This window comes from Acidovorax sp. Root275, from assembly GCF_001428965.1.
Classification (GTDB): domain Bacteria; phylum Pseudomonadota; class Gammaproteobacteria; order Burkholderiales; family Burkholderiaceae_C; genus Acidovorax; species Acidovorax radicis.
Genome location: NZ_LMJH01000001.1, coordinates 1,088,196 through 1,110,698 on the forward strand (window position 1 = coordinate 1,088,196; position 22,503 = coordinate 1,110,698).

The following is a 22,503-nucleotide window of genomic DNA, read 5'->3' on the forward strand; positions in this document are numbered from 1 at the left end:
CGCACCACCGTTTCACAAAAAATGGTCCAGAGGGACCATTTTTTATGGGGTACCGTCAGAGTCCGATCAGCGCTTTGGCAATATGCCCTGCGATGCGGGGGTTCTCGTTCAGCCTTCGTGTGCTGTACCCGTACCAGTCCTTGCCAAAGGGTACATAGATGCGCACATTGAAGCCCATGCCCCGCAGCTTGTCGCGCAAGGGTTCACACACGCCCAGCAGCATCTGAAATTCAAACTGGCTCCGGTCGATGCCATCGCGGCGCACCCGCTCGACGATGCGCGCGATCAATGCAGCGTCGTGTGTGGCGATGCCGACGAAGCTGCCTGCTTCGAAACAGCGCACGACATGCTTCAGGAAGTGCTCATTGATGGCGCTGCGGTCGTTCCATGCATCGTGCACGAGGTGCGAGCGATCCTCCACATAGATGCCCTTGCAGATGCGCAAGGTGTGGGCCCTTTGCATCAGCGGTTCAAGGTCCTGGTAGGTGCGCAGTAAATATGCCTGCAATGCCAGCCCGACGTTGCCAAACCGTGCCCTCAAGCGCCCGAACAATTCGATTTCCTTTTGGGTGCAACTGGCGTCCTCCATGTCCAGGCAGACGGAGTTCTGATGGCGCTCCGCGATCTCAAGAATGCGCAGAATCAGTTGTTCGCACTGCTGCGCACCGAGCAGCAGCCCAAGTGCAGAAGGCTTGATCGAAATGTTGGCCTGTAGTCCCTGGGCCTGGACGGCATGGAGCACCTCGATGTAGGCATCGGCCGTGGCCTGTGCCTCCGGCAGGGTTGAGATGGTTTCGCCCAGTACGTCGAGCGTCACGGCGAAACCTTGCGCGTTGAGCTGTTGCACGCGCACCAGGGCTTCGGCGAGGGTGTCGCCTGCGATGTAGCGGCGAGAGATTTTGTGGATCAGGGCGCGAGGCACCCAAGGGATGGCGCGCGCCACCAGTGTGTCGAGAAGTTGCATGTCGGTATCCAGAATGAAAAACGTGCTGCTTCCCGCCCTCCGCGCCCCGGCATTGAACCTGGGCATTGCGAATCAACGGGAAAAGCAAAGCACTGGCCCGGGCAGGGGGCCAGCAAGGGCAACGTTGCGACCGCGTGCGCCCAAAGCGCAGCGGCAGCTCACGCTGCGGGCGTTCAGTTCATCAATGGAGGCCAGGCTGCGCGGTGCATGCGTTCTTCTGTGTGTAGTTGCCGACGTAAGGTGCCAACTGGCGATCGTACAGCCTCAGCTCACATCTCCCTTACCAGCCGCGGCCCACGTGAACGGGTGGGCCATGTATTCAGCGCCAGGTGGCCATGCCACCCCCCCTGTTCAGACGCCACGGCTTTAAGGTGCACGCGGGTCATGCAAGCGAGGAAAGTCCACACGTTGGCACAAGGGCTTCCTGTGCATCTTGTGATGGGCTCATCGCTACAATAAACAATCCATCCAGATGGTTTGTAAATGACTGAAGCACATCGTAGACAGAAGCAACCTGAACTCATTCGCAGCCAATTGCTGGGCGTGGTCCGTGAGCTGTTGGTAAGGGAAGGCCTCCACGCCGTCACCCTCGATGCTGTCGCCCAGCGGGCGGGCGTGACCAAAGGCGGGCTGCAGCATCACTACCGCAGCAAACAGGCATTGCTCGACGCCCTGTCGGACCAACTTTTCGAGGAGTTCGAGCAGAGTTTCGAAAAAGCGCTGAAGCAGGAAGACGACACGCCGGGGCGCCACGCGCGGGCCTACATCAGAACCTGTTTTGACAGTGGCTCGGACAGCCACCAGGTGGAAACCCAGCGGGCCATCGGTTTGCTGGCTCTCACATCAGCGCCGTGCCGGGAGCGTTGGCATGCGGCCATGGCGGTGGCGTTGAAGGCTGATGGGGAAGATCCGCACGCAGCCAATGTGTTGATGGCCTGCCGCTTGGCGGGGGATGGGTTCTGGTTTGCACAGATGCTCGATGTCTATGCGCTGGATGGGCCGCGCAAGGCGGCCATCCTGGACATTCTTCTGAAGCTTTGCGGTGGGGGGCGGCCATGAGCGGGGGCGCATCCGCCAGCGCCTATCTGCTGCTGGGCACTGCGATCGTGCTGGAGGTACTGGGCACCACGGCGCTGAAAGCTTCCGATGGATTCACGCGGCTGGTGCCTGGCGTGATCACCGTGGTGGCATATGCCGTGTCCTTCTACCTGCTCTCGCTCACGCTCAAGACCCTGCCGGTGGGCATTGCCTACGCGATCTGGTCGGGGGTGGGCATCGTGCTGGTATCCACCGTGGGCTGGCTGCACTACGGACAGCGGCTGGATCTGCCCGCCCTCTTGGGGCTGGGGTTGATCGTGGCGGGCGTACTGGTCGTGAACCTGTGTTCCAAAAGCGTCAGCCATTGACGGTGCACGCGCCAAAACGGCGTCGCTTTCCCTGCTTCCGAGTTCCGATCCATCCCGCCGACCGCCCAATTCGTTGCCAGCAACTGCCATGAACCTCAGACTTACTTCATCAACTGAGCCCCAATGCATCACTGGCCAGACTTTGTCCAGGACAGAGTTGCAGGCGCTTTGCGCCGCCGGGCATCCTGTTTTGCACTTTGAACACTGTGTCTTCGATGGCGCGGATTTATCAGGGTTAGCGCTCCAGGGTGCGCAGTTCATCGGCTGTTCGCTGCGGGAGGTGTCGCTGGAGAGGGCGGGCCTCGCAGGCACGCGCTGGCTCGACTGCCGTGCGGGGCAGACCCAGTTCCACCTGGCGGACCTGACCGATGCGCGCTTTCATCGCTGCGATCTCAACAACACGTCGTGGGTCCGTTCCAGCCTCGCTTCGGCTCGTTTTGCTGAGGTCAAGCTCACGGGCGCGCATTTTCGGGAGGCCGAAACACTGGGGCTGAGTTTTCATGATTCGTTGCTGGTGGGGGCCGACCTGCGCGGCATTTCGTTTCGCAAGCAGGCGGTGGAGCAGCTGGACTTGTCGGACGCCGATCTGGCGGGGTGCGATTTTCGCGATGCCGTTTTCGAGGGCGGAAGCCTGCGAGATGCACATCTCAAGAATGCGCGCTTTGACGGGGCCGACCTGCGCTCGGTGGATCTCGGCGGGCTGCGGATTGCCCAATTGGCACAGTCGTTCAAAGGGGCCATTCTCTCGGCCGAGCAGGCCGCAATGCTGATCAGTGAGCTGGGCATCCGGGTGGCGTGATGCAGCCCGCTGGGAGTGATTTACAGCTTGAGCTCCCATGTCTCCCCCACCAGCTGCTGGCCAAATCCCTCATACGGTTCAGACTTGGCCAGCTTGAACCCTCGCTTGGCATAGATGCCACGTGCGGCAGTCAGGCAACTGTTGGTCCACAGCACCATCTTCTTGTAGCCCTTGGCCCGGGCGAACGCGATGCACTCATCGGTCAGGCGTGCGCCCAGGCCCAGTCCACGTGCTTTGGGCGACAGGATCAGCATGCGCAGCTGGGCCGTGGTGGCTGATTTGCGCACCACGAACACGGCGCCCACGCGTTCGCCGTCCAGCTCCGCCACCCAGCAACGCTCCCACGCTGGCTGGAACTTGCGCACAAACTGCGCGGCGATGTCGGCCACCAGGGCTTCAAATCGGCTGTCCCAGCCGTACTCGCGCCAGTAGATTTCGCCGTGCTGCTGCACCACCCAGCCGATATCGCCGGGAACCGGGTCGCGCAGCACGGCCACGCGAGGTCCCGATAGGTTGGCCAAGGTCGGGTCGAGCAAGGTTTCGATGCGTCCCATGGCATCCACCAGCTCCTGCTGGCGTGCAGGGGGCAGGGGGGCCAGCAGAGCAGCGGCCTCGTCGCGTGAGCGCTGCTGCAGCGGCTCGAACACGTCGCGCCCAAGCGACGTGAGGGCGAGTACGCTCTGGCGCGCATCCTTGGCGCTGGCACTGCGGGTGATCCAGCCGGCTGTTTCAAACCGGCGCAGGATGCGGCTCAGGTAGCCGCCGTCCAGGCCCAGGTCGCGCGCCAGTTCGCTGGCCACGGGCGCCTCACGGTGGGCCAGCTCGTACAGCACGCGCACATCGGTGAGCGACAGGTTGCTGCCCAGGTACGGGTCCAGCACACCCACGCGGCGGGTCAAGAAGCGGTTGAAGCGCCGCACCGCCTTCACGGCGCTGGCAGGGGGCAGCGCGGTTGCGGGGGTGGGCTGGGGGGTATTGAGGATCGTGGTCATGAATGCCTCTGTCATGCAATTAATTGACTTTAGCAAGTATATGCCTGATGCCTATCAAGACCTCCACCGTGCAAGGGCAACACGCAAGCAGCGACAAAAAGGGCATGCCGCCGTAAAATCGTGGGTTAACCACCACAGCCGCGCCCCACGAGGCCCCATCGCATCGGGCCGGCCGCGACCCTCCTTTGCATGAACGCCCCCGTTGACGTCTCCTTTTTTGCGCGCGCCGCAAAGCCATTGACCAGCTACCGACCGTACTGGGCCAAGCGCTTTGGCACGGCCCCGTTTTTGCCGATGAGCCGCGCCGAGATGGAGAAACTGGGCTGGGACAGCTGCGACATCATCCTGGTGACGGGTGATGCGTATGTGGACCACCCGAGCTTCGGCATGGCCGTGATCGGTCGCACGCTCGAAGCCCAGGGCTTCCGCGTGGGCATCATCGCCCAGCCCGACTGGCAGAGCGCCGAGCCCTTCAAGGTGCTGGGCAAGCCCAACCTGTTCTGGGGCGTGACGGCGGGCAACATGGATTCGATGATCAACCGGTACACCGCCGACCGGAAGATCCGCAGCGACGACGCCTACACGCCCGGCGACGTAGGCGGCAAGCGGCCCGACCGCGCCGCTATCGTCTACAGCCAGCGCTGCCGCGAGGCGTTCAAGGACGTGCCCATCATCTTGGGCGGCATCGAAGGCAGCCTGCGCCGCATCGCCCACTACGACTACTGGAGCGACAAGGTGCGCCGCTCCATCGTGGTGGATGCCAAGTGCGACCTGCTGCTGTATGGCAATGCCGAACGCGCGCTGGTCGAGGTGGCGCATCGCATTGCAGCGCGTGAGCCGGTCGAGCAGATCACCGATGTGCGCGGAACGGCCTTTGTGCGCCGGCCTGATGACGAAAGCGGCAAGGGCTGGTTCGAGATTGACTCGACCAGCGTGGACGAGCCGGGCCGCGTGGAATCGCACATCAACCCCTACATGACCACCAGCGAACAGGCCGCCGCCCAGGGCAGCACCTGCAGCAAGGATGATGCTCCTGATTCAGTAGCTGGTAGCGCAGGTGGATCAAGCGCTGGGGACCAAAAAGACCCAAAAACGGCCGAGCCCAACCCCGCCATCCAGCCCATGTTGTTTGTCGCCAACCCGGCGCTCAAGGCCAAGCTCAAGGTGCCCCCACGCGACAAGAGCGTGATCCGCCTGCCCAGCTACGAGCAGGTCAAGAGCGACCCGGTGCTCTATGCCCACGCCAACCGCGTGCTGCACCTGGAGACCAACCCCGGCAACGCCCGCGCGCTGGTGCAGGCGCACGGCGAGGGCGTAACGGCGCGCGACGTGTGGATCAACCCGCCCCCCATCCCGCTCACCACGGCCGAGATGGACTACGTGTTCGACCTGACCTACGCACGCGGCCCGCACCCCAGCTACGCCGACGAAAACGGCAGCCACGACGGTGCGACCAAGATCCCCGCGTGGGAGATGATCCGGTTTTCGATCAACATCATGCGTGGCTGCTTTGGCGGCTGCACCTTCTGCTCCATCACCGAGCACGAAGGCCGCATCATCCAGAGCCGGTCCGAGGATTCGATCATCCAGGAGATCGAGGACATCCGCGACAAGGTCAAGGGCTTCACCGGCACCATCAGCGACCTGGGCGGCCCCACGGCCAACATGTACCGCCTGGGTTGCCGCAGCCCCGAGATCGAGGCGGCCTGCCGCAAGCCGAGCTGCGTGTACCCCGGCATCTGCCAGAACCTCACCACCGACCACGGCCCGCTGATCAAGATCTACCGCCGTGGCCGTGCGCTCAAGGGCATCAAGAAGATCCTGATCGGCTCCGGCCTGCGCTACGACCTGGCGGTGAAGTCGCCCGAATACGTGAAAGAGCTGGTGCAGCACCACGTGGGCGGCTACCTGAAGATCGCGCCCGAGCACACCGAGCAGGGGCCGCTGACCAAGATGATGAAGCCGGGCATCGGCAGCTATGACAAGTTCAAGCAGATGTTCGAGAAGTTCAGCGAAGAGGCGGGCAAGAAGCAGTTCCTGATCCCGTACTTCATCGCAGCCCACCCGGGCACGAGCGACGAGGACATGATGAACCTCGCCGTCTGGTTGAAAAAGAACGGCTTTCGCGCCGACCAGGTGCAGACCTTCTATCCGAGCCCCATGGCCACCGCCACGGCCATGTACCACAGCAACAAGAACCCGCTGCGCAAGATCACGCGCGAGAGCGAGACGGTGGACATCGTGCGTGGCGAAAAGCGCCGCCGCCTGCACAAGGCCTTCCTGCGCTACCACGACCCGAACAACTGGCCGCTGCTGCGCGAGGCTCTCAAGACCATGGGCCGTGCCGATCTCATCGGCAATGGCAAGCACCACCTGATTCCAACCTTCCAGCCGCTGACCGACGGCGGCTACCAGAGCGCGCGGCGCAAGAACTCGACCCCGACCGGGGCCAAGCCCGCCGTGGCGCCTGCGTCGCGCACGGTGCAGCAGCCCACCAAGGGCCGCATCCTGACACAACACACGGGCCTGCCACCGCGCGTGACCGGGGGCGCGGCCAAGCCGGCGGCTGGCGGCAAACCGTTCAAGAAAGCGCGATAGTCCGCTGCCTGCGTGGCGGCGGGCAGGGCGTCCATTTGCCCATTGCATCTGCAGGCTGAAACGGCGGGCTGGGATGCCGCGCCAACGGCATCGGCGGGGTGGCCGGACTCAGGCGCGCCAGGCCCGGGCGGTGGTCAGGGGGTCGTGTAGCCCCCGGCCAGGCATTCCGAGAGTGGCACGGGCTTTGCCACCGCATAGCCTTGGGCGTAATTCACACCGATGATCCGCAACGCGTCCACGATGGCTTCGGACTCGGCAAACTCGGCAATTGTCTGCTTGCCCATCACGTGCCCAATGCGGTGGATCATTTCCACCATGGCATGGTTGGTGGGGTCTAGCAAGATGTCCTTGACGAAGGCGCCATCGATCTTGAGGTAGTTCACTGGCAGGTGCTTGAGGTAGGTGAAGGACGACATGCCCGCGCCGAAGTCGTCGAGCGCGAAGCGGCAGCCCAGTTGCTGGAGCTCTTTCATCAGGCGCACCGCATTGGGCAGGTGCGAGATGGCGCTGGTTTCGGTGATCTCGAAGCACAGCAGTGCGGGGTCCAGCCCGGATTCCGTGAGCGCGGTGCGGATGAACTTGAGCAGGCTGTCATCCCCCAGGCTGGTGCCCGACAGGTTGATGGCGCAGGTGTGCAGCGGCAGGGCTCCGGGGGTGCGCTGGTGCTGCGCCAGCGCCAGCAGCGTGTGCCGGATCACCCAGCGGTCGATGGACGGCATCATCCCGTAGTGCTCGGCGGCCGGAATGAAGGTGCCGGGCGCCACCAGCTGGCCCCCTTCCTCCTCACGCAGCCGCAGCAGCACCTCCATGTGCAGACCCTCTTCGCCGGTGCCTTGCAGCGCACGGATGGCTTGCGCATGCAGCTGGAAGCGGTTGTGCTCGAGCGCCAGCCGCAGCCGCCGAACCCAGTCCATGTCGCCTTCGCGCCGGGTCATCTCGATGTCTTCGGGCTGGTAGATGAACACCCGGTTGCGCCCGCCTTCCTTGGCGCGGTAGCAGGCCATGTCGGCCACGCGCATGGCTTCCTGGATGGAGGTGAGCGCAGGGATGAGCTGCACCATGCCGATGCTGAGGCCTGTGGTGAGCTGCTGGCCTTCCCAGGCAAGGCGCAGGTCCTGGCCAGCCTGGCGCAATTGTTCTGCAATGCGCGCAGAGGGGCCCGCGGGGCAGTCCTTGAGCAGAATGCCGAATTCGTCCCCGCCCAGCCGCGCCAGCGTGTCACCTTCGCGCAGATGGCTTTGCAGCATGCGACAGACCTCGCGCAGCATTTCGTCACCGGCCTGGTGGCCACAGGTGTCGTTGATGAGCTTGAACTGGTCCATGTCCACGTAGAGCAGAGAGCCTTCGCGGCCCGGCTGGCGCGGGTGGCCGAGCAGGGCTTCGAGCCGGTGCTCGAATTCGCGCCGGTTCACCAGCCCCGTCAGCGCATCATGGCTGGCCTGCCACGAGAGCTGCTCCACATAGTGCTGCTCGCGCGTGACGTCGTGCAGCGCCAGCACCGCCCCGGTCAGCACGCCCCGGTGCCGGATGGGAGAGCCCACCAGCCTCACCGGAACGATGCTCTGGTCCGGGCGCACCAGCGTGCGGTGGATGTTGCCCTTGGCGGCACCATCGCTGCGCAGCAGCGTCTGCACCAGGGTGTCGGCAGACAGGGGCGGCGCGTCATCCTCAAAGACCAGCAACTGCGCCAGTGGTTGCCCGGTCGCCTGGGCGGCCGGGCGGGCCAGCAAGGTTTCTGCGGCAGGGTTCATGTAGGTGACCTCGCCGTGGATGTTGGTCGTCACCACGGCATCGCCAATGGCGGCCAGTGTGGTGCGCGCCTGTTCCCGTTCGGCCTCCAGGGCGCGCTCTGCATTCTGGCGCTGGGCCAGCAACGTGCGCGTGTGCCACAGGGTCAGCAGGATCAGCACCAGGGCCATGCCCATGTTGGTCCACATCAGCAGGAGCACGATGTGGCGCGAGCTTTCGCCCAGGGCCTCGCTGAAGTTCCGGGCCGCCGGGGTCACGCCTGCGTTGATTTCGCGGATGGTGTTCTGCCACCGTTCGCGCGTCGGGGCATCCGCCGTGCCGGCGGTGTTGCGCTGGTGGATCTCGTGCGACAGCTCGCGCAGTGCACGGATGTACTCGTCGCCCACCAGCCATTGGTCTACCGGCTTCTTCACCAGATCAAAGTCGTCGAAGTAGCGCAACAGCCAGATCAGGCCGTCAATGTCATCGGGGTGGTTGCCACCGCGCAGAAAACCGTCGCGCGCCACATCGATCTGCACCTGGCCTGACTCCAGGGCCAGCCGGGCTGCCCGGTCGCCCAGCGGGATCTCCATGGCGCGGGTGAACCCTTCAAAGGCCTGGGGGGAGCCGTTGATGGCGTACTGGTTCAGGAAATAGATGGCGTCTTTCTGGCCTTTGGTCCACAGGCTTTCGCCGGCGACGAAGGCACGCACCGTGGACAAGACATGCAGGCTGGCCGTGGCGCACACCGCCAGCAGCAACACCATCGTGATGAAAGGCCAGGTCACCCGCAACGTCAACGGCACAGGCCTTCGCTCGACCGGCTGCAATACATCCATGGATGGGTCCCTCGCCTCGTGCCAAGCTGCGTGCGCCAGTGATGCCTGGTGGCCCCATCCGGCGCGCCCTCATCGGTGTGTCCGCACACTGTGTCAATGCCTGCGGTCCAGTGTTGTCCTGGAATCAGTGGCTGATTCTGCGGTGCGGCGCTTCCGGCCCACTATATAGCGATCAATTTGCCAGCGCATGCAAAGTTTGGCAACCCCTTGTGTCTGCGGGGAATGGGCGCCATGCCGATGCGCACCCGCGCACGGCGGGCCACCGCTGGCGCTGCCTTTGTGTTGCCGGGCCTGGCTGACGCCGATGTTTACGGCGCCGCAGCGTGGGTGCCCACCAGCACGGACTGCGGGCCGTCGTCTTGGGGCTGCGAGATCAGGTCTTCGATGATGAAGGTGCGGTAGTAAAACGCGGTGACCGCGCCCTCGGGAGCGATGGCGGCGACCAAGGTCTCAGCGTCGTCCTTGTCGTCCATGGCGATCAGCAGCCCGTGGTGGCCCTTGCCGGCCAGGTCGGCAATGCGGCGCACCATGTCACCTTCGGCACCGACCGACGGAAGCGGCGCATCTGCCGTGCCCAGCGTGTGCACGATCTCCTGCAGGATGACTTCAGGGCTGGCGTAGGCGGTTTCGCCTTGGTGGCCAGCGGCTTGCAGCGCCGTGGCCGCCTGGCGCACGCAGTCTTCGTCGGGGAAGAGCGCAAACACGTGGCCTGTGGGGTAGAAAACGCCGCCCATGTTGGTCATGGTGGAATCAAGAACGAGGGGTTTCATGGGCTTCTCCCGAGGTGTTTCAGACCTTTTCGATTGAAACCCGTGGCCCCGGCGCGTGGTGTAGGCCAGCGGGCAATCTGCGCGTCAGCGCCCCTTGCAGCGCAGGGGGACGTGCTAGAAAAATGATTAAAACAGCCTCTGGCGCTTATCCATCAAGCGCAAGCAGCTATCAAAATTGATATGCGATTTTCCAGTTGCGGCGCATCTATCGAAGCCACCCGCCCACCCAGGCCCCAAGCGCCGCACAGTGCAGCACCACGGTGGCCCAGTAGACCGTGCGGAACTCCACCTTGCGGGACTTGTGCCGCAGCCATTGCTGGGCAAACCATGCGCCAGGCCATCCGCCTGCCAGGCTCAGCAGGTGCAGGTGGCTTTCCTTGGTGCGCCACTGGCCGTTTTGCGCGGCGCTTTTGTCGATGGCGTAGACCAGAAAGGTGAGGAGGTTGACGGCCAGGGTCGCTCCCAGCACCCACCATGGCAGCTGACCGGCCCACAAGCCCCAGGCCAGCAGCGCCACCCAGCCCAGCATCAGCACCAGCGCCGGGCCTGCGGGAGTTGGCGGGCCGCTGGCGTCTGCGGGGCGCCGATGGCGTTGGGTTCGCGGCTTGGTAGCCCGCTGCGCCGGTTCGTGTCGAGCCCGCTGTGGGGGTGATTTGGCCGATGGGCGGGGCTGGGGTGCGGCCCCTTGCTGGGCCATGGGCTGCACCGCCATGGCCCGAGGCCCTTTGCCGCCCACATGGATTTCTTCGTACACCACGGCCAGCCCTTCGCGGGGCGCAGCGCTGCCACGGTAGTCCCGCACGTGAAAGAACACATCGGCCGAGGTGTCCGGGCTGCGGATAAAGCCGAAGGCGCGGGTGGCGTCCCAGCGGATGACGGTGCCCTGTTTCTGCATCGGCGAAAGGGGTTCTCAGGCCAGGGTGTGCAAGGGAATGTCCTGGCCCACCGCCAGCGCATCCAGCTGTGCGCGTGTCTGTGTGCGCAGGAACGCCGCCACAGCCGTGTGGGTGGCAGGGGCGCGCAGCACCTGCGGGTCGCCCGTGGCGGGCAGGCCTGCGGCGGCGCACAGGCTGGCGGCAAAGTGGGGTTCCAGCGCGGCCACCGCCACACGGCCGTCGGCGCACGGGTAGATGCGGTAGCCCGCGTGGTTGCCGCCCACGTCGCCCTCGGGGGTGGTCAGGCCCCAGTCGCGCGGCTGGGCCAGCCAGGCAGCGGCATCGGCCAGCGCCACTTCAATGCACGCGCCGCTGCCGGTGTGCGCGCGTTCCAGCAGGGCCTGCAGCACGGCCTCGCTGGCCATCAGGGCGCCGCCCATGTCGGCGTAAAGGGTAGGGGGCATCTCGGTGCCGGTCACCAGGCCCGCATCGGCCAGGTAAGTGAGGTCGTGGCCAGGCTCTTCCGCGCGCTCGGCCGCTGCGCCCACGATGCGTACCAGCGACAGGCGTGGGTACTTCGCCTGCAGCGCCTCCCAGGAGAGGCCCAGCTTGGTGAGCGCCGAGGGGCGGAACGAGGTGATCAGCACATCGGTGCGGGCCAGCTCCTCGTGCAGCGTGGCCTGGCCTTCTGTGGTCTTGAGGTGGGCATGCACCACACGCACGCCGCTGTGCAGCGTGGCATAGGCCGCCGGGCTGTAGATGCCCATGGGGTCGGCGCTGGGATGGCCGGGGGCGGGCGGGGGTTCGAGCTTGGTGCATTCAGCACCCATGCGCGCGCAGCGCATCAGGGCGGCGGGGCCGGGCAGGTTCAGCGCAAGGCTCAGGACACGGGTGTTGCGCAGGGGCTGGGGCAGGGCGTTGGTCATGGGCTCAGGGTTGTCTCGGTGTTGTGGTTTTGAATGGAAGGCGCGGCGCTGGAACTTCGCCGGGCGCGCGGGCTCACTCCCAGCGTTATACATAATTTGTTACGCTCCCTGACCCATGCAACGCAGAACCTCTTTGGCCGCCCTCACAGGCTTGGCCGCCTTTCCGGGAGCTTTCATGACCACGTCCCTGAGCAGCGCCGCCACGGCACCCGCGTTGCAGGCGCTCAAGCCTTCGCCCCGTATGCCGGTGCTGTTTGTGGGCCACGGCAGCCCCATGAACGCCATCGAGGACAACGCCTGGCGCCGCAGCTGGCAGGCCTTGGGGACGGAGTTGACGGCCCGCGCCGTTCAGCCGCAGCTCATCCTGTGTGTGTCGGCCCACTGGCTCACGCGCGGCGGCTGGCAGCTGACCGGCATGGCCAACCCCAAGACGATCCACGACTTTGGTGGTTTTCCTCAGGCGCTGTTCGACCAGCAATACCCCGCGCCTGGTGCGCCGCAGGTGGCGCGCAGCCTGGCGGGGGAGCTCAAATCGCCTGCCACCGGAGGCGCTCTGGGCGTGGATGAGGGCGAATGGGGCCTGGACCACGGCACCTGGTCGGTGCTCAAGCCCATGTTTCCGAAGGCACAGATCCCGGTGATGCAGCTGAGCATGGACTACAGCCGCGCCCCGGCCGAGCATTACGCGCTGGGCCAGCAATTGAAGGCGCTGCGTGAGCGGGGCGTGTTGATCGTGGGCAGCGGCAATGTGGTGCACAACCTGCGTCTCACGCGCCGTGGCACGGCCGCCAACGAGGCGTACGACTGGGCCACCGAGTTCGACACCGTGGTACAGGAGCAGATCAAGCAAGGCCAGCTCGGCGCCCTGCAGGACTTCCAGAAACTGGGTGCCGTGGCCAAACAGGCGCACCCCACGCACGAGCACTATCTGCCGTTGTTGTACGCGGCGGGGGCCGTGTTGCCCAGCGAGATGCCGCGCTTCTTCAACACGGGCTACCAGTCGGCATCGATCTCGATGCGGTCGGTGCTTTGGGGGTGATAGGGTACGGCGCCAGGTTGTTTGAATTGCTTCTTTTTTGATAGCTGGTAGCGTATATAGATAAAGCGCTAGAGGTCAAAAAAGCTTGAAAACTAGCGGCGTTACAGATCAGGCAGGCATGTCACCCGCCCGGATCGTCAGCCATGGCCAGCGTTCGCGGTAGCTTTCCGCCTTGGCCTGGAACAGCGGCAGATGTGGACAGGCAGGGTTGGGGCGCAGCAGTCCTGCATACAGCTCTTCAAGCCCGTAGGGCGCGTAGAGCATGGGCTCCTCAACACCCGGGTCAGCGGCAGGCTGCAGGCCCACGCAGGTGCAGGGCACCAGAAAACGCTCGATGCCGTTGCGGGCCGACTGCAGCGGCGCATAGGGGTAACCAAACCAGCGTTCGTACCAGAGGTGTACCCGGGCCTGGTTCTTGGCTTCCACGGTGATCGGCAGGTCGGAAAAGAGGGCGGTGACGCGGGCTTGCACTGCATGTTCGGCGGCTTCGGACAGGTCCGACGCATCGAAATAGAACAGGTCGTAGTCCTTGATGTGCGCCGTGGGATTCAGTCCGGAACGCAGGTTCCACACCGTCTGGAATAGACAACCTGCCACCAGCCAGACATCCGGCAGGCCCAGAAACGGCAAACGCCCCAGAAGGTCCGCGTTGTGCGGGTTCTGGAGCGCTTCGCTCACAAAGCGGCGCGCGAGCGCCGCTCTTTCATCGTGCTCAGACAACCTTGGCGATCGCCTGGCAGACGTAGTCGATGTTCTTGCTGTTCAGGGCCGCCACGCACATGCGGCCGGTGTCGGTGCCGTACACGCCGAATTCATTGCGCAGGCGCACCATCTGGTCCTTGGACAGGCCGGAGTAGCTGAACATGCCGATCTGCGTGGTGATGAAGCTCATGTCCTGCTTGACGCCAGCGGCTTTCAGGCCGTCCACCAGCTTCTGGCGCATGGCCTTGATGCGCACGCGCATTTCGGCCAGTTCTTGTTCCCACATCGCGCGCAGCTCGGGGTTGTTCAGCACGGCGGCCACCACTGCGCCACCGTGGATGGGTGGGTTGGAGTAGTTGGTGCGGATGACGATCTTGAGCTGGCTCAGCACGCGGCCGGCTTCTTCCTTGTCGGCGCACAGCACCGACAGGCCACCCACGCGCTCGCCGTACAGGCTGAAGCTCTTGCTGAAAGATGTGGAGACAAAGAAGTTCAGGCCTGCAGCCACAAACTTGCCGATCACGGCGCCGTCTTCGGCGATGCCGTGGCCGAAGCCCTGGTAGGCCATATCGAGGAAAGGCGTCAGGCCCTTGGCCTTGACGGCGGCAATCACCTGGTCCCACTGGGCGGGCGTGATGTCGTAGCCGGTGGGGTTGTGGCAGCAGGCGTGCAGCACGACGATGGTGCCGGCAGCGGCGGCATTCAGGCTGGCCAGAAAGCCTTCAAAGTTCACGCCGCGCTTTTCGGCGTCGTAGTAGGCATAGGTATCGACTTCGAAGCCGGCATTGGTGAACAGCGCGCGGTGGTTTTCCCAGCTGGGATCGGAGATCAGTACCTTGGCGTTGGGGCTGAGTTTCTTGAGAAAGTCAGCGCCGATCTTGAGGCCGCCCGTACCACCCACGGCTTGCACGGTGGCCACGCGGCCAGAAGTGACGGGTTCGCTGTCCGCACCGAATACCAAAGCCTTGACGGCGTTGTCATAGGCCACGATGCCGTCGATGGGCAGGTAGCCACGGGCCGTGGGGGTGGACATCATGGTCTTTTCTGCGGCCTGCACACATTGCAGCAGGGGCAGCTTGCCGTTGTCGTCGAAATAAACGCCGACGCCCAGGTTGACCTTGTTGGGGTTGGTGTCTGCGTTGAATTGCTCGTTGAGGCCCAGGATGGGGTCGCGGGGGGCCATTTCGACGGCGGTGAAAAGAGACATGAAAATCCTTGAAAGGTTGTCAGTAGCGAAGAATCCGGGCGTGGTGTACTGTGCCGGGTTCCGCCGATTTTAACGGCCGCTACCCCCCAATCGTTGACTGCACCCATGCCGGATATCACAGAAGTCATAACGGAAAAGCAAGACGGCGAATTCGTCCATTTCCCCAATTCCCCCTTTGAATTGTTCCAGCCGTATCCACCGGCGGGCGACCAGCCTGAGGCCATCAACAAGCTGGTGGAGGGCTTGAACGACGGAGAAACCTTCCAGACGCTGCTGGGTGTGACGGGCTCTGGCAAGACCTTCACCATGGCCAACGTGATCGCCCGCATGGGGCGTCCGGCCATCATCTTCGCACCCAACAAGACCCTGGCTGCGCAGCTGTACAGCGAGTTCCGCGAGTTCTTCCCCAAGAATGCCGTGGAGTATTTCGTGAGCTACTACGACTACTACCAGCCCGAGGCGTATGTGCCCCAGCGCGACCTGTTCATCGAGAAGGACAGCGCGATCAACGAGCACATCGAGCAGATGCGGCTGTCGTGCACCAAGAGCCTGATGGAGCGCACGGATGTGGTCATCGTGGCCACGGTGTCGGCCATCTACGGCATTGGCGAACCCGAGAGCTACCACCGCATGGTGATGACCTTGCGCTCGGGCGATAAGCTGGGCCAGCGCGACGTGATCGCCCAGCTGATCCGCATGCAGTACCAGCGCAACGAGGCCGACTTCTCACGCGGCAAGTTCCGTGTGCGGGGTGACACCATCGATGTGTTCCCGGCCGAGCACTCGGAGCTGGCCATCCGCATCGAGCTGTTCGACGACGAGATCGAGAGCCTGCAGCTGTTCGACCCGCTCACGGGCCGCGTCAAGCAGAAGATCCCGCGTTTCACCGTGTATCCCAGCAGCCACTACGTGACGCCGCGCGACAAAGTGCTGGCCGCCGTGGAGACCATCAAGATCGAACTGGCCGACCGCCTCAAGCAGTTGCTGGCCGACGGCAAGCTGGTGGAAGCGCAGCGGCTGGAGCAGCGCACGCGGTTTGACCTGGAGATGCTCAGCGAAGTAGGGCACTGCAAGGGCATCGAGAACTACACGCGCCACCTGTCGGGTGCCGCGCCGGGCGACCCGCCAAGCACGCTGACCGACTACATGCCCAAGAACGCGCTGATGTTCCTGGATGAAAGCCACCAGATGATCGGCCAGCTCAATGCCATGTACAGCGGCGACCGTTCGCGCAAGACCACGCTGGTGGAGTATGGCTTTCGCCTGCCATCGGCGCTGGACAACCGGCCGCTCAAGTTCGAGGAGTTCGAACAGCGCATGCGGCAGGTGATCTTTGTCACCGCCACGCCCGCGGACTACGAGCGCACTCACTCCGGGCAGATCGTGGACCAGGTGGTGCGCCCCACCGGACTGGTGGACCCTGAGGTGGAAGTGCGGCCCGCAACGCACCAAGTAGATGATGTGCTTCAAGAAATACGCATTCGTGTCGAAAAGCATGAGCGCGTACTCATTACTACCCTCACGAAGCGCATGGCGGAGCAGCTGACCGACTACCTGACGGATAACGGCGTGAAGGTGCGCTACCTGCACAGCGATGTGGACACGGTGGAGCGTGTGGAGATCATTCGCGACCTGCGCCTGGGTGCTTTTGATGTGCTGGTGGGTATCAACCTGCTGCGGGAGGGGCTGGATATCCCTGAGGTGTCCCTGGTGGCGATCCTGGATGCCGACAAGGAAGGCTTTCTGCGGGCCGAGCGTAGCCTGATCCAGACCATTGGCCGCGCGGCGCGCAATCTCAATGGCCGGGCCATCCTTTATGCAGACCGCATCACGGAGTCCATGAAAAAAGCCATGGGCGAGACGGAACGTCGGCGCATCAAGCAGATCGCACACAACGAGGCACACGGAATCACGCCGCGCAGCATTGTCAAGCGGGTAAGAGACCTGATTGACGGGGTTTATAGCGAGAAGGCCGGAAAGGATGCGCAGCGGCTGGAGCAGGAAGCCCTGCAGCGCGCCAAGGTGGAGGACATGTCAGAAAAAGACGTGGCGCGCGAGATCAAGCGGCTCGAAAAACTCATGCTGGAACACGCGCGCAACTTGGAATTCGAGCAGGCGGCAAGGGTACGGGACCAACTCACGCGGCTCAAGGACCAGGCATTTGGTGCACACGGCAATGATTCGGTGGCCTTGTAATGGGCGAGAAAACAATTGGAAATAACTATCAAGTCGATTTAAAACCAGTTGGTTTTTTAACCCGACAGAATCGATAGGGATTTGTGTTATACTCCTACAAAATACTCAAGAAAACAGCCCAGCGATGAAGGGCTCCGTGCAGGCGACTGTTCGGAGTAAGGGGCGGAGACGGTGCCTTGCTGGCCATCAGCCAGCGAAGGCGGTTTCTACAACGAACAAGCCTTAGCACAAGGAGCTTGCGATGCGTCTCACAACCAAAGGCCGTTTTGCGGTCACCGCCATGATTGACCTGGCCCTGCGCCAGAACAATGGGCCCGTTACCCTTGCGGCCATCAGCCAGCGTCAGCAGATTTCGCTGTCGTACCTGGAGCAGCTTTTCGGCAAGCTTCGCCGCCATGAGCTGGTGGAATCTACCCGTGGTCCTGGTGGTGGTTACACACTTGCTCGCAAGGCCGGTGACATCACGGTGGCTGACATCATTGTCTCGGTGGACGAGCCCATTGACGCCACGCAGTGCGGCGGCAAGGAAAACTGCCTGGGCGAAGCCGGCCGTTGCATGACGCACGAGCTGTGGGCATCGCTCAACCAGCGCATGGTGGAGTTCCTGGATTCCGTCACCCTGCAAAAGCTTGTGGACGAGCAGATCGCCAAAGGCGTGCAGATCGAAGACAAGCCCGTGGTGCGCCGCGCCATCTCGACGACGCCGGTGGTCAAGCCCATCCGCGTGAATGCTCCGAACTCCGTGTTCGCATTGGGCAACGTTTTCGCCAAATCCTGACAGCCCAAGGGCTTGTGTCGGCCCTGGGGTCGGCACCGCCCTGAACAGTTTTCAAGCCTCGTTTTTGTTTCTTACTGAGTTTGCCAGCCAGCAACCATCACTGAGCCAGCCATGGACATGACCCCGCACTTCCCCATCTATCTCGACTATGGTGCTACCACCCCCGTGGATCCCCGTGTGGTGGATGCCATGATTCCCTGGTTGCGCGAACATTTCGGCAACCCGGCATCGCGCAGCCACGCCTGGGGCTGGGAGGCTGAAGAAGCGGTCGAGAAAGCGCGCGTGCAGGTGGCCGACCTGATCGGAGCCGACCCCCGCGAGATTGTTTGGACTAGCGGTGCGACCGAGTCCATCAATCTGGCGCTCAAGGGGGCTGCGCAGTTCTACAAGGGCAAGGGCAAGCATCTCATCACGCTCAAGACCGAGCACAAGGCGGTGCTGGACACCATGCGCGAGCTGGAGCGCCAGGGTTTTGAGGCCACTTACCTGGATGTGCAGGAAGACGGGCTGGTCAACATGGATGCGCTCAAGGCCGCCATTCGCCCGGACACCGTGCTGATCAGCATCCTGTTCGTGAACAACGAAATCGGCGTCATCCAGGACATTCCTGCCATCGGCGCGCTGTGCCGTGAAAAGGGCATCCTGCTGCATGTGGATGCCGCACAGGCCACGGGCCGGGTTGCCATCGATATGGCCACCTTGCCCGTCGATCTGATGAGCATGACGGCCCACAAGACCTATGGCCCCAAGGGCATCGGTGCCCTGTATGTGCGCCGCAAGCCGCGCGTTCGGCTGGAAGCACAGATGCACGGTGGTGGCCACGAGCGTGGCATGCGTTCGGGCACCTTGCCCACGCACCAGATCGTGGGCATGGGCGAAGCCTTTCGCATCGCCAAGGAAGAAATGGCCGAGAGCAATGCCAAAGCCCAGGCCCTGCAGCAACGCCTGCTGGACGGCCTGAAAGACATCGAGCAGGTCTACATCAACGGCAGCATGGAGCGCCGCGTGCCGCAGAACCTGAACATGAGCTTCAATTTCGTCGAAGGCGAATCGCTCATCATGGGGATCAAGGGTTTGGCGGTGTCGTCGGGTTCAGCCTGCACCTCGGCCAGCCTGGAGCCCAGCTATGTGCTGCGCGCCCTGGGTCGCAGTGACGAGTTGGCCCACAGCAGCCTGCGCATGACCATCGGCCGTTTCACGACCGAAGAAGAGATCGACTACGCCATCTCCACCATCCGTGAGAACGTGGCCCGCCTGCGTGAACTCAGCCCGCTGTGGGAGATGTACCAGGACGGCATCGACATCAGCACCATCCAGTGGTCAGCGCACTGAATCCCTGAAGATTTTGAAAGAATTGAAGAGGTACACATCATGGCTTACTCAGAAAAAGTGGTTGACCATTACGAAAACCCCCGCAACGTGGGTTCGTTCGACAAGGGTGACGATTCGGTGGGCACCGGCATGGTCGGCGCGCCTGCCTGCGGCGATGTGATGAAACTGCAGATCAAGGTGAACCCTGAAACCGGCGTGATCGAAGATGCGCGTTTCAAGACCTATGGCTGCGGCTCGGCCATCGCCTCGTCGTCGCTCGTGACCGAGTGGGTCAAGGGCAAGACGCTGGATCAGGCGGCGGCCCTCAAGAACAGCGAGATCGCCGAAGAGCTGGCTCTGCCGCCCGTCAAGATCCACTGCTCCATCCTGGCCGAAGACGCCATCAAGGCTGCCGTGCTCGACTACAAGACCAAGCACGCAGCCACGGCAACAGCCGCTGCCTGAGCAACCGAGAGAGATATGGCCATCACGCTGACAGAAGCCGCTGCCCGGCACGTCAATCGCTACTTGTCCCGCCGAGGCAAGGGCCTGGGCGTGCGCCTGGGGGTCAAGACGACCGGATGCTCGGGGCTTGCCTACAAGCTCGAATATGTGGACGACAGCGAGCCCGAGGACATCGTGTTTGAAAACCACGGCGTCAAGGTGCTGATCGATCCCAAGAGCCTGGCCTACATCGACGGCACCGAGCTGGACTTCGTGCGCGAGGGCCTCAATGAGGGCTTCAAGTTCAACAACCCCAACGAGCGTGACCGCTGCGGTTGTGGGGAGAGTTTCCGCGTTTGAGCACCTGCCGCCTTCGTGCCGTCAAACCGCCATCGCGCTGCGTGCTGGCGGTTTTTTCTTGGATGTTTCGACCCCCGTTGCTCCGCGCATGAACCTGCAATCTGACGACTTTGAACTGTTTGGCATCTCGCGCCGCTTTGCACAGGAGCGCAATGCCATCGACGCGCGCTGGAAAGAGCTGCAGCGCGAAGCCCACCCCGACAAGTTTGCGGCGCAGGGTGCGGCGGCGCAGCGCGTGGCCATGCAGTGGTCCGTGCGCATCAACGAGGCCTACCAGCGCCTGAAAGACCCGATGCGCCGCGCCGCCTACCTGTGTGAACTGCATGGTGCGCCCATCCGCGCCGAGGACAACACGGCCATGCCTGCTGCGTTTTTGATGCAGCAGATGGAGTGGCGCGAGGCGTTGGAAGATACCCGCGCCGAGAGCGAACTCGATGCGCTGGACGATGGTGTCGCCCAGGCCCGCCGCGCCGCGCTGGCACAGTGCGAGCAACTCATCGACCAGCAGCAGGACTACGCAGGCGCGGCCCGCCAGGTCAGAGCCCTCATGTTCATTGCGCGATTTGCGGACGATATTGAACGCCGCCGAGAGCAACTGGGACAATAGAGCGGATTTGCTTTCCCCTTGGGGCCCCATGTCGCTTGCTGATGTGATGGTGTGCCCCACCACGTTGAGACCCGAAATTTCATGGCGCTTCTGCAGATTTCCGAACCCGGCCAATCCCCCGACCCGCACCAGCGGCGCATCGCCGTAGGCATCGACCTGGGCACCACCCATTCTTTGGTTGCCGCCGTGCGCAATGGTGTGTCCGAATGCCTGCCCGACGCGCAGGGCAGGGTACTGCTGCCTTCGGTAGTCCGTTACCTCGAAAAGGGCGGGCGCCAGATCGGATACGACGCCGTGGCCGCGCAGGCCCAGGATGCACGCAACACCATTGCCTCTGCCAAGCGTTTTATGGGGCGTGGCCTGAAAGACGTGGCGGAAGCGGGCAAGCTGCCCTACGACTTTGTTCCCGCCAGTGACGAGGGCGCAGGGGGTATGGTCAGCCTTGCGACGGTGGATGGCAACAAGTCGCCGGTCGAGGTCAGCGCCGAGATTCTGGCGACCCTGCGCTACCGGGCAGAAGACACCTTCAATGATGATCTGTATGGCGCGGTGATCACCGTGCCCGCCTACTTCGACGACGCCCAGCGCCAGGCCACCAAGGATGCGGCCAAGCTGGCGGGCATCCACCTGCTGCGCCTGATCAACGAGCCTACGGCGGCTGCGATTGCCTATGGACTGGACAACGCCAGCGAGGGAGTCTACGCCGTGTATGACCTGGGCGGGGGCACTTTCGACATCTCGATCCTGCGTCTGACGCAGGGCGTTTTTGAAGTCATTTCCACGGGGGGCGACTCGGCCTTGGGTGGGGATGACTACGACGCCGTGCTGGCCGACTGGGTGCTGCAACAGCTGGGACTTCAGGCGACCACTGCCGCGGACAAATCCGCCGTGCGCATGGCTGCCCGCGCCTGCAAGGAAGCCTTGACTGCTACTGATTCGGTAGCATTCAGCGCTTTACTATCAAGCGCTGAAGCCCGATTTGATGTCAAACGTTCGGATTTTGAGGCGATCACGGCCGACTTGACGGCACGCTCCATGGCCGCAGTGCGCCGTGCCTTGCGCGACGCCCATCTGGCCCGCGACGAGGTCCAGGGTGTGGTGATGGTGGGAGGCTCCACCCGCATGCCGCAGGTGCAGCGCGCCGTGGAGGAATTTTTCGCCAAACCGCCGCTCACCAACCTCAACCCCGATGAGGTAGTGGCCCTGGGTGCTGCCATCCAGGCCAACCAGCTGGCGGGCAACAATACGGCGGGGGACCTGCTGCTGCTCGATGTGATTCCACTGTCGCTGGGCATCGAAACCATGGGCGGGCTGGTGGAGCGCATCGTGGCGCGCAACGAGACCATTCCCACGGCCAAGGCGCAGGATTTCACCACCTACAAGGATGGGCAGACGGCCTTGGCCGTCCACGTGGTGCAGGGGGAGCGCGACCTGGTGCAGGACTGTCGCAGCCTCGCGCGCTTCGAGCTGCGTGGCATTCCTCCTATGGCCGCAGGTGCTGCGCGCATCCGCGTGACCTTCACCGTCGATGCCGATGGCCTGCTGAGCGTGAATGCGAAGGAGCAGGGCAGCGGTGTGGAGGCGCGCATTGACGTGAAGCCGTCGTATGGCCTCTCCGATGACCAGATCGCGCGCATGCTGCAGGACGGGTTTGCAACGGCCGCGCAGGACATGAAAGCCCGCGCCGTGGTCGAAGCCCGTGTGGACGCCGACCGCATGCTCATCGCCACCCAGAGCGCGCTCGATGCGGATGGCGATGTGCTGAGCCCGCAGGAGCGCGCCGCCATCGATGCCCTGATGGTGGCCCTGCGCCACCAGCGCGATTCCGACGATGCCGCCGTCATCGAAGCCGCTACCGATGCCCTGGCCAAGGGTACCGAGGCGTTTGCCGCCTTGCGCATGAACCGGGGCATTCACCAGGCCCTGGCTGGCAAGAACGTGCAGGCCCTCTGAGCCCGCCGA

At 63.6% G+C, this 22,503-nt stretch carries 20 protein-coding genes; 12 read left to right on the plus strand and 8 right to left on the minus strand.

Annotation, left to right across the window (positions count from 1 at the left end; translation table 11 throughout):
• Window positions 1–55: 55 nt before the first annotated feature.
• Window positions 56–964: a proline dehydrogenase family protein gene (locus ASE52_RS04955; protein ID WP_010458457.1), complete on the minus strand. Its 909-nt coding sequence runs from the start codon at window positions 962–964 to the stop codon at window positions 56–58.
• A gap of 483 nt (window positions 965–1,447) precedes the next feature.
• Here ASE52_RS04955 and ASE52_RS04960 point away from each other — a divergent pair, with 483 nt between their 5' ends.
• From ASE52_RS04960 to ASE52_RS04970, 3 genes are all read left to right on the plus strand, one after another.
• Window positions 1,448–2,023, plus strand: a complete 576-nt coding sequence (locus ASE52_RS04960) for a TetR/AcrR family transcriptional regulator (protein ID WP_029412950.1) — start codon at window positions 1,448–1,450, stop codon at window positions 2,021–2,023.
• Window positions 2,020–2,370 (plus strand): SMR family transporter, encoded by a 351-nt coding sequence (locus ASE52_RS04965; protein WP_010458450.1) that lies wholly within the window; start codon window positions 2,020–2,022, stop codon window positions 2,368–2,370. Before ASE52_RS04960 ends, ASE52_RS04965 begins: the two co-directional genes overlap by 4 nt.
• Before the next feature lie 88 nt (window positions 2,371–2,458).
• Window positions 2,459–3,169 carry a pentapeptide repeat-containing protein gene (locus ASE52_RS04970; protein ID WP_057224231.1) on the plus strand — a complete coding sequence of 237 codons (711 nt, stop codon included), beginning with the start codon at window positions 2,459–2,461 and terminating at the stop codon, window positions 3,167–3,169.
• A gap of 20 nt (window positions 3,170–3,189) precedes the next feature.
• On the opposite strand, the gene ASE52_RS04975 is transcribed toward ASE52_RS04970, so the two are convergent.
• Window positions 3,190–4,161, minus strand: a complete 972-nt coding sequence (locus ASE52_RS04975) for a bifunctional helix-turn-helix transcriptional regulator/GNAT family N-acetyltransferase (RefSeq protein WP_057225222.1) — start codon at window positions 4,159–4,161, stop codon at window positions 3,190–3,192.
• A 189-nt stretch (window positions 4,162–4,350) separates the two neighbouring features.
• Here ASE52_RS04975 and ASE52_RS04980 point away from each other — a divergent pair, with 189 nt between their 5' ends.
• A complete protein-coding gene (locus ASE52_RS04980; RefSeq protein ID WP_057224233.1) occupies window positions 4,351–6,759 on the plus strand; it encodes a YgiQ family radical SAM protein in 2,409 nt (802 codons plus the stop codon).
• Between the two features lie 134 nt (window positions 6,760–6,893).
• Here ASE52_RS04980 and ASE52_RS04985 read toward each other — a convergent pair whose 3' ends face one another.
• The 4 genes from ASE52_RS04985 to ASE52_RS05000 all read right to left on the minus strand — a co-directional run bounded on the left by ASE52_RS04985 (window position 6,894) and on the right by ASE52_RS05000 (window position 11,897).
• Window positions 6,894–9,326, minus strand: coding sequence for an EAL domain-containing protein (locus tag ASE52_RS04985; RefSeq protein ID WP_241776923.1), 2,433 nt, complete (start codon window positions 9,324–9,326; stop codon window positions 6,894–6,896).
• A 308-nt stretch (window positions 9,327–9,634) separates the two neighbouring features.
• Window positions 9,635–10,096 carry a hypothetical protein gene (locus ASE52_RS04990; RefSeq protein WP_057224236.1) on the minus strand — a complete coding sequence of 154 codons (462 nt, stop codon included), beginning with the start codon at window positions 10,094–10,096 and terminating at the stop codon, window positions 9,635–9,637.
• A 205-nt stretch (window positions 10,097–10,301) separates the two neighbouring features.
• Complete coding sequence (locus tag ASE52_RS04995; protein ID WP_057224239.1) at window positions 10,302–10,991, minus strand: cold shock and DUF1294 domain-containing protein; 690 nt, start codon at window positions 10,989–10,991, stop codon at window positions 10,302–10,304.
• A 15-nt stretch (window positions 10,992–11,006) separates the two neighbouring features.
• Entirely contained in the window at window positions 11,007–11,897 is an 891-nt protein-coding gene (locus tag ASE52_RS05000) for a CoA transferase (RefSeq protein ID WP_057224240.1), read from the minus strand.
• 175 nt (window positions 11,898–12,072) lie between these two features.
• Between ASE52_RS05000 and ygiD the strand changes: the two genes are divergently transcribed.
• Window positions 12,073–12,936 carry a 4,5-DOPA dioxygenase extradiol gene (gene ygiD, locus ASE52_RS05005; protein WP_241776924.1) on the plus strand — a complete coding sequence of 288 codons (864 nt, stop codon included), beginning with the start codon at window positions 12,073–12,075 and terminating at the stop codon, window positions 12,934–12,936.
• Between the two features lie 108 nt (window positions 12,937–13,044).
• Here the strand turns inward: ygiD and ASE52_RS05010 are convergent, their stop codons facing one another.
• A complete protein-coding gene (locus ASE52_RS05010; RefSeq protein ID WP_057224244.1) occupies window positions 13,045–13,656 on the minus strand; it encodes a nucleotidyltransferase family protein in 612 nt (203 codons plus the stop codon).
• Window positions 13,649–14,845 carry an amino acid aminotransferase gene (locus tag ASE52_RS05015; protein ID WP_057224247.1) on the minus strand — a complete coding sequence of 399 codons (1,197 nt, stop codon included), beginning with the start codon at window positions 14,843–14,845 and terminating at the stop codon, window positions 13,649–13,651. The genes ASE52_RS05010 and ASE52_RS05015 overlap by 8 nt, the downstream gene beginning before the upstream one ends.
• A gap of 105 nt (window positions 14,846–14,950) precedes the next feature.
• Here ASE52_RS05015 and uvrB point away from each other — a divergent pair, with 105 nt between their 5' ends.
• The 7 genes from uvrB to hscA all read left to right on the plus strand — a co-directional run bounded on the left by uvrB (window position 14,951) and on the right by hscA (window position 22,494).
• Window positions 14,951–17,041 carry an excinuclease ABC subunit UvrB gene (gene uvrB / locus ASE52_RS05020; RefSeq protein ID WP_010458434.1) on the plus strand — a complete coding sequence of 697 codons (2,091 nt, stop codon included), beginning with the start codon at window positions 14,951–14,953 and terminating at the stop codon, window positions 17,039–17,041.
• 241 nt (window positions 17,042–17,282) lie between these two features.
• Window positions 17,283–17,819 (plus strand): Fe-S cluster assembly transcriptional regulator IscR, encoded by a 537-nt coding sequence (gene iscR, locus ASE52_RS05025; RefSeq protein WP_008904778.1) that lies wholly within the window; start codon window positions 17,283–17,285, stop codon window positions 17,817–17,819.
• A 111-nt stretch (window positions 17,820–17,930) separates the two neighbouring features.
• Window positions 17,931–19,151 (plus strand): IscS subfamily cysteine desulfurase, encoded by a 1,221-nt coding sequence (locus ASE52_RS05030; protein WP_029412938.1) that lies wholly within the window; start codon window positions 17,931–17,933, stop codon window positions 19,149–19,151.
• A gap of 39 nt (window positions 19,152–19,190) precedes the next feature.
• Window positions 19,191–19,595: a Fe-S cluster assembly scaffold IscU gene (iscU, locus tag ASE52_RS05035; protein ID WP_010458426.1), complete on the plus strand. Its 405-nt coding sequence runs from the start codon at window positions 19,191–19,193 to the stop codon at window positions 19,593–19,595.
• 15 nt (window positions 19,596–19,610) lie between these two features.
• Window positions 19,611–19,934 carry an iron-sulfur cluster assembly protein IscA gene (gene iscA / locus ASE52_RS05040; protein ID WP_008904781.1) on the plus strand — a complete coding sequence of 108 codons (324 nt, stop codon included), beginning with the start codon at window positions 19,611–19,613 and terminating at the stop codon, window positions 19,932–19,934.
• Between the two features lie 88 nt (window positions 19,935–20,022).
• Window positions 20,023–20,541 carry a Fe-S protein assembly co-chaperone HscB gene (gene hscB / locus ASE52_RS05045; protein WP_057224248.1) on the plus strand — a complete coding sequence of 173 codons (519 nt, stop codon included), beginning with the start codon at window positions 20,023–20,025 and terminating at the stop codon, window positions 20,539–20,541.
• A gap of 81 nt (window positions 20,542–20,622) precedes the next feature.
• Window positions 20,623–22,494 carry a Fe-S protein assembly chaperone HscA gene (hscA, locus tag ASE52_RS05050; protein ID WP_057224250.1) on the plus strand — a complete coding sequence of 624 codons (1,872 nt, stop codon included), beginning with the start codon at window positions 20,623–20,625 and terminating at the stop codon, window positions 22,492–22,494.
• Window positions 22,495–22,503 lie beyond the last annotated feature (9 nt).